Origin of the sequence: Acinetobacter modestus, from assembly GCF_014636095.1 — a bacterium.
Taxonomy (GTDB): Bacteria; Pseudomonadota; Gammaproteobacteria; order Pseudomonadales; family Moraxellaceae; genus Acinetobacter; species Acinetobacter modestus.
Window position 1 is genome coordinate 85,947 of sequence record NZ_BMDV01000008.1, and the last position, 13,393, is coordinate 99,339.

At 39.7% G+C, this 13,393-nt stretch carries 14 protein-coding genes; 5 read left to right on the plus strand and 9 right to left on the minus strand.

What is annotated here, in order from left to right; all coding sequences use genetic code 11:
• Nucleotides 1-14 precede the first annotated feature (14 nt).
• Genes IEV17_RS15270 through IEV17_RS15285 form a run of 4 tightly spaced genes read right to left on the minus strand, consistent with a single transcriptional unit; the run spans nucleotide 15 to nucleotide 5,577 of the window.
• Nucleotides 15-1,172, minus strand: a complete 1,158-nt coding sequence (locus tag IEV17_RS15270; protein WP_004664120.1) for an acyl-CoA dehydrogenase family protein — start codon at nucleotides 1,170-1,172, stop codon at nucleotides 15-17.
• A gap of 43 nt (nucleotides 1,173-1,215) precedes the next feature.
• Complete coding sequence (locus IEV17_RS15275) at nucleotides 1,216-2,829, minus strand: acyl-CoA carboxylase subunit beta (RefSeq protein WP_004664119.1); 1,614 nt, start codon at nucleotides 2,827-2,829, stop codon at nucleotides 1,216-1,218.
• Between the two features lie 3 nt (nucleotides 2,830-2,832).
• Entirely contained in the window at nucleotides 2,833-3,753 is a 921-nt protein-coding gene (locus tag IEV17_RS15280; RefSeq protein WP_004664118.1) for an SDR family oxidoreductase, read from the minus strand.
• Between the two features lie 18 nt (nucleotides 3,754-3,771).
• Entirely contained in the window at nucleotides 3,772-5,577 is a 1,806-nt protein-coding gene (locus IEV17_RS15285; RefSeq protein ID WP_004664117.1) for an acyclic terpene utilization AtuA family protein, read from the minus strand.
• 194 nt (nucleotides 5,578-5,771) lie between these two features.
• On the opposite strand from IEV17_RS15285, the gene IEV17_RS15290 reads away from it, so the two are divergent.
• The 5 genes from IEV17_RS15290 (at nucleotide 5,772) to IEV17_RS15310 (ending at nucleotide 8,768) form a co-directional block, all read left to right on the plus strand.
• The gene (locus tag IEV17_RS15290) at nucleotides 5,772-6,371 is read left to right on the plus strand and encodes a TetR/AcrR family transcriptional regulator (RefSeq protein ID WP_004664116.1); all 600 of its coding nucleotides are present in this window, start codon (nucleotides 5,772-5,774) and stop codon (nucleotides 6,369-6,371) included.
• 8 nt (nucleotides 6,372-6,379) lie between these two features.
• Nucleotides 6,380-6,763 (plus strand): DUF2750 domain-containing protein, encoded by a 384-nt coding sequence (locus tag IEV17_RS15295; protein ID WP_004664115.1) that lies wholly within the window; start codon nucleotides 6,380-6,382, stop codon nucleotides 6,761-6,763.
• A gap of 1 nt (nucleotide 6,764) precedes the next feature.
• Nucleotides 6,765-7,274, plus strand: a complete 510-nt coding sequence (locus IEV17_RS15300) for a GNAT family N-acetyltransferase (RefSeq protein WP_034601932.1) — start codon at nucleotides 6,765-6,767, stop codon at nucleotides 7,272-7,274.
• A gap of 120 nt (nucleotides 7,275-7,394) precedes the next feature.
• On the plus strand, nucleotides 7,395-8,012 hold the full coding sequence (locus IEV17_RS15305; RefSeq protein WP_004664113.1) for a DUF6915 family protein: 618 nt from the start codon (nucleotides 7,395-7,397) through the stop codon (nucleotides 8,010-8,012).
• Between the two features lie 18 nt (nucleotides 8,013-8,030).
• The gene (locus IEV17_RS15310) at nucleotides 8,031-8,768 is read left to right on the plus strand and encodes a hypothetical protein (RefSeq protein WP_004664112.1); all 738 of its coding nucleotides are present in this window, start codon (nucleotides 8,031-8,033) and stop codon (nucleotides 8,766-8,768) included.
• Nucleotides 8,769-8,821: 53 nt separating this feature from the next.
• Here the strand turns inward: IEV17_RS15310 and IEV17_RS15315 are convergent, their stop codons facing one another.
• The 5 genes from IEV17_RS15315 to IEV17_RS15335 form a co-directional block, all read right to left on the minus strand.
• Complete coding sequence (locus tag IEV17_RS15315; protein ID WP_004664111.1) at nucleotides 8,822-9,994, minus strand: acyl-CoA dehydrogenase family protein; 1,173 nt, start codon at nucleotides 9,992-9,994, stop codon at nucleotides 8,822-8,824.
• Between the two features lie 93 nt (nucleotides 9,995-10,087).
• Nucleotides 10,088-11,251, minus strand: coding sequence for an acyl-CoA dehydrogenase family protein (locus IEV17_RS15320; protein WP_004664110.1), 1,164 nt, complete (start codon nucleotides 11,249-11,251; stop codon nucleotides 10,088-10,090).
• 131 nt (nucleotides 11,252-11,382) lie between these two features.
• Nucleotides 11,383-11,946 carry a DUF4256 domain-containing protein gene (locus IEV17_RS15325; RefSeq protein ID WP_004664108.1) on the minus strand — a complete coding sequence of 188 codons (564 nt, stop codon included), beginning with the start codon at nucleotides 11,944-11,946 and terminating at the stop codon, nucleotides 11,383-11,385.
• A 22-nt stretch (nucleotides 11,947-11,968) separates the two neighbouring features.
• A complete protein-coding gene (locus tag IEV17_RS15330) occupies nucleotides 11,969-12,316 on the minus strand; it encodes a GFA family protein (protein ID WP_004664106.1) in 348 nt (115 codons plus the stop codon).
• A gap of 537 nt (nucleotides 12,317-12,853) precedes the next feature.
• Nucleotides 12,854-13,246 carry a putative signal transducing protein gene (locus IEV17_RS15335; RefSeq protein WP_004664103.1) on the minus strand — a complete coding sequence of 131 codons (393 nt, stop codon included), beginning with the start codon at nucleotides 13,244-13,246 and terminating at the stop codon, nucleotides 12,854-12,856.
• Nucleotides 13,247-13,393 lie beyond the last annotated feature (147 nt).

Sequence of the window (13,393 nt, forward strand, 5' to 3'; positions counted from 1 at the left end):
TTTCTTCTCCTATCTTATTTCTGTTTCTTCGGCAAAATATCCATCAATTTACAGATGATCCCAAGCATGATTTCGTCTGCACCACCGCCAATCGAACCTAGACGACCATCGCGATACAACTGTGATGCAGGATTTTCCCACATAAAGCCATTTCCGCCCCAATATTGTAGGCAGCTATCTGCAACTTCACGGGTTAAGCGCCCTGCTTTAAGCTTTGCCATAGATGCCATCATGGTGACATTTTCACCCGCAATATGTTGTTCACAGGCTTGATAAGTTAAAGCTTTTAGCGCTTCAACTTCAGTCATCAATTCAGCAAAACGGAAATGTACATATTGGTTATTGATGAGTGGCTGACCAAATGTCGTCCGTTCTTTCGTATAATCAATGGTTTGTTGAATCACATTTTCTAAACCACCGACAGCATTTGCACATGCCCACATACGTTCTTCCTGAAACTGCATCATCTGCATCATGAAGCCCATACCCTCAGCACCCACAAGATTGCGCTGTGGTACACGAACGTTATCAAAATAAACTTGAGCCGTTGTGGTTGAACGCATTCCTAGCTTATTCAGTGGTTCTGAGAAACTAATGCCTGCGGTTTTAGCAGGAACAATGATCATTGATTTATTGACATGTGGTTTGTCATCAGAGGTATTGGCAAGTAGGCAGAAGAAGTCCGCTTGCAGTGAATTAGTAATCCACATTTTGCTGCCATTAATCACATAATCATCGCCATCTTTTTTTGCGGTGGTTTTAACCGCTGCAACATCTGAACCTGCATGCACTTCTGAAACTGCAATTGATGCCACATATTCACCCCGAATCGCAGGATTCAGAAACTCTTCTCTCAGTTCTTTACTGCCAAAACGAGCAAGTGCAGGTGTTGCCATATCGGTTTGTACACCAATCGCTAGAGGCACACCACCACAGGCTGCACGCCCCAATTCTTCTGCCACCACAAGGTTATACGAATAATCTAAACCCAAGCCGCCATTTTCTTCGGGCTTACAAATACCTAGCAAACCTAAATCTGCCATTTTCTTAAAGACTTCATGGATCGGAAAACGTCCCGCTGCTTCCCATTCTGGAATGAACGGATTAAGTTCGTTTTCTACAAACTGACGTGTAGTACGGCGTAATGCTTCATGCTCTGCGGTAAATTTCATAGTTCTGTCCTAAATATTTTTATTGACTAAATTTTGTGTTGAATTAGAAACGTGATACACCAAAACGAGTTGGATTTAACTCACGTTGCTGTGCTTCATAAATGGTCTGTAACAGGAAGATCAATACTTTACGTGTATCTCTAGGATCGATAATGCCATCGTCATGCAACATCGCTGTATTAAATAAAGCGGTCGATTGCTGTTCCAATTTCATCGAAGTACTTTGTTCTAGGAAATCCAACATTTGTGGATTCGGCTCCATACCAGAGGCCTTTTGCTTCCCTTCAGCTACGATACGCAACACTTTTCCTGCCTGAGCTGAACCCATTACCGCCACATGTGAATTTGGCCAAGCAAAGATAAAGTTAGGCGATAAACTACGTCCACACATGGCGTAGTTACCTGCTCCATAAGAACCTGCAACAATGATCGAAATTTTAGGTACAGTCGCGTTGGCAACCGCTTGGATCAGCTTAGAACCATGCTTAATAATGCCGTTTTGTTCAGCATCCGTTCCGACCATAAAACCCGTGGTGTTATGCAAGAACAAAAGTGGGCGTTGGGTTTGTTCACAAAGATGAATAAACTGCGCAGCTTTGACCGCACCTTGTGGTGTGATTGGCCCATTATTGGTGATAATTCCAATATGTACCCCACCCATTTTTGCCCAACCGCAAACAGTAAGCGCATCATATTCTTGTTTAAATTCTAAAAAGTCTGAATCATCAATAATCCGCGCCACGATTTCTTTCATATCCAAAGGTTGCTTCGGATCTTGCGGAATAATGCCTAACAATTCCTCAGCTGAGTAACGAGGTTCTTTATAGTCGTGATTAAGACTTTTGGTTTGTTCTTTCCAGTTAAGATGCTCAAAAATTTCACGAGCAATACGAATGCCATCAGCATCATTTTCAGCTAAATATTCAGCTACACCAGAAACCTGAGTATGCATTTCAGCACCACCGAGTTCCTCAGCCGTTGCCACTTCACCTGTTGCTGCTAACAATAATGGGGGACCAGCCAATAGCATTTCTGTTTGCTTACGGACGGCAATCACATAGTCAGATAGACCTGGTTGATATGCACCACCTGCGGTGGCATTACCATGTACCACCGATATCTGCGGAATCCCTGCCGCAGACATTCGTGCCTGATTGGCAAAAGTCATACCGCCATAAGTAAACACTTCGGCTGCATAGTTTAAATTTGCGCCGCCACTTTCGGTCAATGTCACAATCGGTAATTTTTGTTCAAGCGCAATCTTTTGCAAGCGTAAGGTTTTTTGTACACCCATCGGTGACATGGTGCCGCCTTTGATTGCACTATTACTGGCAGTGACCAAAGCACGAACGCCACTGACAAAACCAATTCCCGCAATAATACCCCCACCCGCTTCAGAGCCATCTTTATCATCATGCATGTTGTAGCCAACTAGACCGCATAACTCAACAAAAGGTGAATCAGCATCGAGAAGTAAACGTACACGTTCGTGTGGAAGAATTTTGCCTTTCTTATCAAACTTTGGTTTTGCTGCATAAGACTTATCAATGCCTTTTTGCTGTACGGCACGAACTTCTGCAATTTGGCTTAATAAGGCATCTCTATTTTGTTGATATTGTTCACTACCGACTGCAATTTCAGATTGAAGAATAGTCATGATTTAATCCTTATTTGCATCTTGCGCTTGGGCAGATTGTTGCTCTGCTTTTTCAATCTGATCTTTGAGTACATCAGGAATAAATGCTCGATGGAAGCCATTAAAAGACTGGCTATTGGTTGCATCTGCCAGTGGATACATCCTTGTTCCTTGTGAAGCAGCACCATCAACTCTTAAGGTCACACCCGAAACAAATGCAGCAGCATCAGACAGTAAGTAACAAATCGCTGAAGAAATTTCCGACTCTGTACCCATTCGTTTTAACGGTACATTACCTGCCAAACTTGGAATAATAAATTTGGCAAAGTCACCACTGTAGTTATCCATACCAGAAGAAATAATCCAGCCTGGCGCGACACAATTAACCCGAACGCCTGAACGTCCCCATTCAACTGAAGCGGTTTTGGTCAGGTTATCCACACCTGAACGTGCTGCACCAGAATGCCCCATTCCTGGCATACCGCCCCACATATCAGCAGCCATATTGACAATGCTACCGCCGTGTTTTGCCATCCATTGGTTATAGGCTTCACGCATCAGGTAAAAAGTTGAATGTAGGTTATTACGTACTACAGCATCAAAGCCATTGGCAGAAATACTTTCAAGTGCAGATGGAAATTGCCCACCTGCGTTATTGACTAAGCCATCCAGTTTGCTGAATTTTTCAATCACTTCAGCAATCATATTTTTGACTTGTTCTTCATCACGGTTATCACAGACGATGAAATGGACTTTGCCACCATCTTCTAAAATTTCTTGGCTGACTTTTTCTAGCTTTTCAATTTTTCGCCCTGTAATCACCACTTGTGCACCCAAAGATGCTAGTTCATGTGCGGTACAACGGCCAATACCGGAACCTCCGCCTGTCACGATAATCACTTTGTCAGTAAATGCATCTGCCCTGAAAATTGATTGGTAACTCATTTGATTTACATCCTTTACTTATTTTTCTAACAGTTGTGCTGGTACTTTGACTGGCATATCTAACAATTGCTGTGCAAAAGCCTTACCTTGCGGATCGATACGCAAACTAGCAATTCCACCACCACCTAGTGCATTTTCAAGCATAAAATTTAATGCCTTCATCGCAGGCAATTCATAACGAATAACTTTTGATTTATCTGGGTCTAGTACATGCTGCATATAATCAGCAATATTGGCTTCAGTCAGAGCAGCACGTATCCAAGGTAAATACTCAGTCTTACGTGCAATAACACCAATATTGCTATGATTTCCTTTATCACCACTTCGTGCATGTGCCACTTCAATCAAAGGCACTTCAATTTCATCACCTTGATAAATTGCGACTTCACCAATTGGGTGTGGAACATAACTTTGTGTCGCTAAGCCTGTTGGAATCTCAACAGCATGACGTTGCCCTGCAAAATCGACCTCAACCTTGATTTGATCTTTATCAATTAAGAAAGAGAAAAGTTTAACCACCGCCGAAGCTTTAGGACGACCACCAACAATCCCAGCCAATGCAGGTGCCATACCTGTGGAGGCTTGTGCAATTTCTGAAGCAAAAAACATACAAGCTTCTTTAAACATATGTTTCACGGCAATTTTGACGACCACCTCACGACTATCGTTCACTCTGGCATGCGAACCATAAGTGCTTTCGATACCCAAGATTTCAATTGATTTTTCACTAAATGGTGGAACAGAGCGTAAAGCCAGTACACGTTCACATTTATTTAGAATTGAATTGGCAATCGTTTGTGCTTTCTCTGGTGCTTCACGACCTGCGATTAAGAAGCTAACTAAAACACGATAACCATCCGCATAGGTAGCACTGACTTTATATTGCTGCGTTGGTGCACGACCTGTTGCACCTGTAACTTTTACTCGATCTTCACCGATTTGCTCTAAATGAACTTGGCTAAAATCAGCCGTCACATCAGGAAGTAAATAAGCTTGCGGATTACCAATCTCATAAACAATTTGTTCTGCGACTGTTGCTGTTGAAACTAAGCCACCTGTGCCTTGTGGTTTAGTCACAATAAAGGAAGCATCGGCACTGACTTCTACAATTGGAAAGCCCATATTGTCAAAGCCCTGTACTAAGCGCCAATCAGTAAAATTACCACCTGTACATTGAGCACCACATTCAATCACATGCCCTGCCAATGAGCCTTGAGCCAACTTATCATAATCATCGAGTGACCATTTATATTCATGCAGTAATGGTGCAAGTACCACAGCCGAATCAACCACTCGACCTGTAATCACAATATCCGCACCTAAATCCAAGGCATCGCGGATCGCAACCGCTCCTAAATAGGCATTACTGCTGGCTACATGATGTGGTAAAGCCTCACCATTAAACATTTCCTGAACATTTTGTTTCAGTAACTCAGCATGTTTAGGTAATACATCATCCCCAAGCACCACAGCAACTTTTAAATCTAATCCTTTTTCATCAATTATTTTTTGTAAGGCATCACGACAAGCTAAAGGATTAACTCCCCCTGCATTACTAATAACTTTGATTTTTTTCTCAGCAATTTTATTAATCAGTGGTGCCATCACTCGGCTAACAAAATCCAATGCATAACCATGACTTGGATCGGTCATCATTGCCTTTGCCATGATAGACATAGTAATTTCTGACAAATAATCAAAGACTAAATAATCAATATCACTCAGATGCACCAACTGAAAAGCGGCTGTATTGGTATCCCCCCAGAAACCTGATGCACACCCAATTTTGATTACCTTCTTATCATCCTGCTTGACACTTGTCATGAGCTTTCTCATTGTTATTTCTAAGTTGCTCCAACATTACCAAGCAAGTGCTTGGTTTGTAAAGTACATAATGATATGCTGTATTGGCAAAAACAGACAAATTCAAGCAAATGCTTGTTATAAAAAGATAAGACAATTCATGAAATGAATTTTGTTACAATGCTCACTAGATTTAATAGGATAGACGGACTGGCATGATCGCAACTTCAATTGAGCAAATACCTAAAATTGTATGTTTTGATGATAGTCCACGTGGGCGTTTATTGCTTGGTGCTGCTTACCTATTTTATAAACAAGGTTATGACAAAACCACGGTTCGCCAACTAGGTGAATTTATTGGTATCCAGTCAGGTAGCTTGTTCCATCATTTCAAAAGTAAAGATGACATTTTAGCGACTGTCATGGAACAAACCATTATTTATAACTTTGCCCGCTTAAAAGAAGCAGCCGAACGTTCAAATGAGCCAGAGCAACAATTACGTGATCTGATCAAAGCTGAGCTGATTTCGATTACTGGAGATACTGGTGCGGCGATGGCCGTACTCGTTCATGAATGGTTTGCCCTCTCCAAAGAAAAACAAGACTATCTTTTAAAGATGCGTAATGAATATGAGCAAGTTTGGCTGAATGTGATTGAAAAATTACGTGCTCAAGGCAAAGTTAAACATGATGCATTTATTTGGCGTCGATTAGTTGGTGGTTCTATTTCTTGGTCGGTCACGTGGTATAACCCAGATGGTAAAGTCAAAGTGGATGAACTGACTGAAATGGTTTGGGAAATGGCTTTGAAATGAGTTATCGAATGCATCCTAAACAACTTGAAAATGTATTTGCATTAACAAGCAAACAACGTTACGAACATTTTATATCAAAAGTTTGTGATTGGGAGGAACTTTGGATTTTAGAAGACAATAATGAGAATTTCCTTATTATTACTCCGCAACAGAACCTAGAATATTTACCTGTATGGCCTCACGCTGACTATGCATCAGCTTTTTATGAGGTTTATCCATCGCTTAAACCATCCCGAATAGAGTTGGATACCTTTCTTAAAACATGGCTTCCAAATTTAAATAATGACGGTCTAAAAATAGGTGTGTTACCTAATCTAGGAACAACCGTTTGGATTATAGATCCTTTGGATTTAAAAGAAGAATTAGAAAATGAACTAAAGCAATATGAATAAAATGAAAGACATTTATTTACGTAAGCCTCAACTGAGCGATTTAGCTGAAATCAAACAAGCCTACCAAAATAGTATTCATCTACATCAACCGTGGACATATCTTCCTACAGATTTTGAACAATACCTACAACAAGAACATCGTTATTTTGTCTGCTTTACTGAAAACCACGCAATCGTAGGAACCTTTAATATCTCGAATATTATTCGAGGTCACTTCCATTCTGCATATTTAGGTTATGAAGCCTTTTATCCTTATGTAGGTCAGGGATATATGCGACATGGGCTTCAACTTATTTTACAAGAAGCATTTCAAACACTGAACCTGCATCGATTGGAAGCGAATATCCAACCTGAAAATTCTCGCTCTATTCATCTTGTTGCTAGCGTGGGCTTTGTCAAAGAAGGGGTTTCACGTCAATATCTTCGTGTAGGCGGCAAAGAATGGAAAGATCATGAGCGTTGGGCGATTTTAAACACCGATTGGACAGATAAGAAATATCTAGCATTCTAAAAAATTTAAGGCCAATCTAACTGCGACACAACTTAACGCCTAACCAATTTGCTCTATTCTCGTTCAAATTAAAAACTGCTATTCTGCTTAAACATCAAAAGATTACAAGAAATAGTAAAAATGAATCCAGTTCAACATGCCAATATTTCAGTGAAACGTCGTGGGGGCGAGCTTGAAGATTATATTGATATTCATGCGCTAATCGACAGCACAAAAATGCTATGCACTGACAATCGCCATCGTATCTTGCATACTTTTTGGGGAGTTCAAGAAGTGATTATTCCGATTTTTGGACATCACTTTGAAAATAGTGCGGGAAATAGCATTGAAGTTAAAGACCTCTGCGAAAAAGATCATCTGTTAGTGGATTTTCATCACCGCTTTATTCCAACGATTGGAGACTTCGTTGCTGCAATGCAGGATATTCCTACAGATGGACTGGCTAAACGCCTCGAAAAATTCCACTCAGTTGTGATTGATGATCCAAAGCTATCAGCAACATTACTCTCTCCATTATCAGTGACAGGTCAACTAAAGTCTTTACTGATCACTCACAATAGTTGGTTTATCAATACCATTCTTCCAATGATGGGAAAAAGCGAAGCCAAGTTTATTGAGTTTGATATTAGCCCAGACTTCTTTTTCAATCCGATGCGTTTTGAACTGTGGATGGACAATGGAATGGCTGTCCCACCGAGTGCAGCCAAACTGCAAGACTTAAAAATGAAAATCGCTTAATTTAAGAGGGAAATAAAAATGAGTAATATCCAATATGTTATTCGTCAAAACGACTTTGCTTACAATGATGAATGGCATCTGACCAATTGCGTTTCAACTGGGGCTATCAAGCAGATTTATACGGATAAAGCTGAAGCTGAAAAGGCATACAAATCACTAGTCGTCGAAGGCTTATACTATGATGAACTATGTAACTATGATATTGGCAATGGTGAAGCAGATGATGAAATCTACGAAAAACTTGAAACTTTAATTTTAGAAAAAACAGGAAAAACTTTTAATATAGATGATGGTGAAATTCCTAAATTGAATGAAGATGATGCTTTTGAATTTGCTAAAATCTCAGGTATTGTCTGGTACCAATTATTGGAAGTTGATGCATCACAACCTTGCTATGTACTCTGGATTAACTCTGAAGAAGACTATTTTAGTGGCTATGAAACTGGCAGCATCATTTCAAGTCAAGATGAAAACTTTGGTGACGTTTCTTGGGAGTCCAATATTTATGCAATGGACTATGAGTTTGAAGCCTTAATGGACAAATCACTTGCGGAGTTAAGTGATAGTCCACTGTTACTCAAACAGTTTATCGAACAAACTCCAGATATTCGTTACGATGCTGAAAAAGACAGCATTGAGGGTATTGCTCTCGACAACATAAAATTTATTGATATCAAAGCACTGAATTCATTTCTAAAACAACCCATCTTTGAAATCCGTCAGATTTCTTTAGAAGAGTTAGCTGAACTAGAATAAATTTGAAAATAAAAAGTGCGGAAATTAACCGCACTTTTTATTCATCATAGGTATTAATAACCTAGCTGCTTACTGATTAGATCCTTCATAATTTCTTCAGCACCACCACCAATCATATTCACTTTGACTTCACGATAAATTCGTTCGGACTTGGTTCCACGCATAAAACCCATTCCACCCAAAGTTTGTACAGCCGCATCCGCGCAAAATTGCATCGTACGAGTCGCTACATTTTTTGACATCGAAATTTGCGCAATTAGGCCTGCACCTTGTAACTCTTTTTGTCCCATTCGATAAGCTGTATCTTCTAATAACGCTCGTGTTGTAGTCAATTGTGTTGCCATATCTACAAGTTTGTGGCGAACCACCTGATGATCCACCAAGCGCTTTCCAAAAGTTTGTCGCTGTTTTGCCCAATCTAAGGCTTCCTCATAACACACCAAGGCATAACCATATGCCATCGCGGCTAGCCAAAAACGCTCCATATTAAAGTTATTCATAATGACTTTAAAACCAGCATTTTCCTCGCCTAGCAAATGACTAACTGGGACTTGAACATTGTCAAAATGCAAATGTGCAGTATCTGATGCCCACCAACCCATTTTCTTTAATGGTGATTTGCTTATTCCCTTGCTATGTGCATCAACCAATAACATAGAAATGCCTTTTGCGCCTTGTGCATGCTGATCCGTCTTTACAGCGACCGTATAATAATCAGCACGAATCCCTGATGTGATAAAGGTCTTTTCACCATTCAAAATATAATGGTCTCCTTCTCGAACTGCTTTGGTTTTAATTGCAGCGACATCAGAACCGCCTCTAGGCTCTGTAATTGCCAAGGCTGATATTTTTTCACCTGCAATAATCTGTGGCATAACTTCATCACGAATCTCAGATTGAGCAAAATGATGAATGGGTGGTGTTCCAATGCTATGAATCATAAGCGAAATATGTACACCACCAGATCCAGCTTTTGCCATCTCAATTGCTGCTAACATGACATAAAAGGCGTCTGCGTCGGGAATGCCACCATGTTCAGCATCATAACCTAAGCCCATTAAACCAACATTTGCAGCCTGCTGATAGAGTGCTCTTGGAAATGATCCTGCCTCATCCCATTCATTCACATAAGGTGAAATTTCTTTTTCTACAAAACGTTTGACGCTGTCTGCAAAAGCCCGATGTTCAGATGTGTAATAAATCGGGTTAAGTGATAAACCATCCATGCTATTTTTCCTAAATTATTATTTAACTAGTTGTTCTTTTATAAATACAGCTTTAGACCAATCTCATCATGATCTAAAGCCTTAAAATTTCGCTTAATAACCGAGTTGGCGGCTGGCAAGGTCTTTCATAATTTCCTCTGCACCACCACCAATCATGTTCACTTTCACTTCACGATAGATACGTTCAGATTTTGTACCACGCATAAAGCCCATCCCTCCTAGAGTCTGCACTGCGGCATCAGCACAGAATTGCATGGTTTGTGTAGCCACATTCTTGAGCATACAAATCTGAGCAATCAGTTCATTTCCCTGTAATTCAGGTTTTCCTAAACGATAGGCTGTATCTTCCAATAGCGCACGAGTTGAAGTTAAACGTGTCGCCATATCTACTAGCTTATGACGAACGACTTGATGATCAATTAAGCGTTTACCAAAAGTTTGTCGCTGTTTAGCCCAATCCAAGGCCTCTTCATAGCAAACCAATGCGTAACCATAGCTACTGGCTGCAAGAAAAAAACGCTCCATGTTAAAGTTGTTCATAATGACAAAGAAGCCCATATTTTCGGCACCCAGTAAATTTTTGGCTGGTACTCGTACATCATCAAAGTGCAAATGCGCTGTATCCGATGCCCACCAGCCCATTTTATCTAGCTTTGATTTTGTAATGCCTTCACTATGCGCATCAATCAACAGCATTGAAATACCATTAGCCCCCTTAGCATTAGGGTCAGTTCTCACCGCAACAGAATAATAATCCGCACGAATACCCGATGTAATAAAGGTCTTTTCACCACTGACAATATAATCGTCACCATCTCGAACCGCTTTGGTTTTTAAAGCCGCAACATCAGAACCACCGCTAGGTTCAGTAATTGCCAATGCAGAGATTTTCTCTCCAGACAAAATTTGTGGTAAGACTTCAGCCTTAACCTCTTCTTGAGCAAAATGCTGAATTGGTGGCGTCCCAATCGTATGTGAAAGTAATGATGCAGCCAAACCACCTGATGCACACTTCGCTAACTCGACTGAGGCGAGTAGAGTATAAAATGCATCCGTTCCCGCAATACCACCATAATTTTCATCAAAGCCAACACCGAGTAAGCCAATATCAGCAGCCTTTTTATAAAGCTCACGCGGAAAGGTTTCCGCTTCATCCCATTCATTGATAAAAGGACTAATTTCCTTTTCAGTAAAGCGCCTAACACTCTCAGCAAAGGCTAAATGTTGCTCAGTGTAATATAAGGGGTTGAGTAGCATGCTTGCTTCCTAGTAATTATTGATCATTGTTTATTGAATGAGCACTAAAGTAGCAAAACCAGAAAAACCAAGCAAGCGCTTGGCAAAATTTAAAATTAAAAAATTTTAGAATAATGACATAAGGTACAAAATTATATTTTTAGTCGACCACGAAAACCACGAGTCGCATAATAAGACTGTGCACCATTGTGGTAAGTAAAGACCCGTCCATATCGGCTATCACAAAAAATTGCACCACCCAATTTGCGTACATCTTCTGGTGTTTTTACCCAACTCGAAGTTTTTAAATCAAAATGCTCAACCGACTGCAATTGCTTGTATTGCTCTTCTGTTAGCAATTCAATTCCTATTGTCTCTGCAACCTCAACTGCATTGTTTTCTGGCTTATGTTCTTTACGTGCATCCAAAGCAGCACGATCATAACAAAGGCTTCTACGCCCTTTTGGTGTTTCTACAGCACAATCATAAAAGATAATTTCAGATAATTTTGAATCAAATGAAATGATATCTGGTTCTCCGCCAGTCTCTTCCATTTGATTGAGTGACCATAGCTTTTCGGGTTGCTGTTTCAACTGTTCCTCGATATCCACCCAATTCAAACCATGATGCCGATGCATATTAGCTTCAAAACGCTTTTTTAATATTTCGAACAAGACGATCGTCTGTTCAGCACTTAACTGTTTTTTCTTAGTCATTTTTCGTCTCTAAATTTTAATACTACACCGAACGACCATCAAAATGATTGATTTTGATGCTTTCCAAATCTAAATCTTCGATACATCTGATATTAATGGCATACATTCGATTGCCTTTCGGATCAATGCCTGTTGCATAAGGATGAATACCGCAGATCTTACAAAAATGATGATTGATCACATGCTTATTAAATTGGTAACTAGCTAAAGTATTTTCTTGAACTGAAACATTAACTTTATCTATCGGCAAGAACCATAATAGTGAACCTTTTCTTTGACAAATCGAGCAATTGCATGACATTGCTTCAGTCAAATCACCTTGTGCAATGAAGGTGATTTTTCCACAATGGCAACTTCCTTTATATTCCATCTTATTGTCCTTTTTATATTGTTCTATCGTATTAAACAAAGCTGGTTAAATGATGTCCACTTAATTTAGTTATTTCTTTCGTGATAAGAAAATGTAAGTTGATATCACCATTGATATTCAAGTCGAGCCAAAGTGCTTGCAAAGACCACCTCTCTAGCAACATGGATTACTATAAAGATGTCATTTGTCGTCAGAATTTCCAGAGCATAATCAGACAAACCAAGAGCTAAATACTATTTCAATCACTAAAATATGAATAAGGGACAATGAGCATTTTTTATAATTGGCGAGTGTAAATGAATAACTTACGTATAAGAGATTCACGCAGCGCACGAAAACAATAATCCCCTTAAATGATAGAGTTGACTTAATCATGTGCAATCAACAATACAATCAGTCCAAGAAATGCAGCCACAATAGAATCTATCCATAAAATATACTGGGCAATCTTCATTATTTAAATGCTCTTTTTATTTTAGTTTGAGCATATACAGATCATTGATGATTTAAAAAATTTTGCTGATTTGCTATACGGCATTAACTCCAAAAATGTTGGCACTGCCGGCACTTCATTCCATTTTTATAAGAAAAGAGTGGAAAACCCAGCAGTAGAAAAACAACATAAGCAGGGCGTTTACCTTCTGTATAAGGTTGTATATCAGTACTGCCACAATGAGGACAGCTTTCACTTGCTCCAAACTGTTGTTCTACTTCTTGGCTAAAATCTTGAGCCAGTAATGCTTTAGCCTCTTCGGCATAGCTTTCAGGAACTAACAGTCGAACACCACCTAAAGCATTGGAGTAAAGCCAATCCATATTAATAGTATGTTCATTTTCAATACGTGCTGGAATTTCAGCTGCTTCTAACTGAGTTTTAGCAATTTGTGCTTCGTAGGGAAATGAAAAGCTTTGTACTACGATCCAAGTCATATCAGAAAGCCCTTAAAACAACCAGTATATAAAATTCTTTGCCATAAAAAACACCCCTAACCGTTAGGTTAGGGGTGTTTAGTATTTAAAAGCTGGCGATGACTTACTCTCACATGGCAAACGCCACACTACCATCAGCGCTAAGAG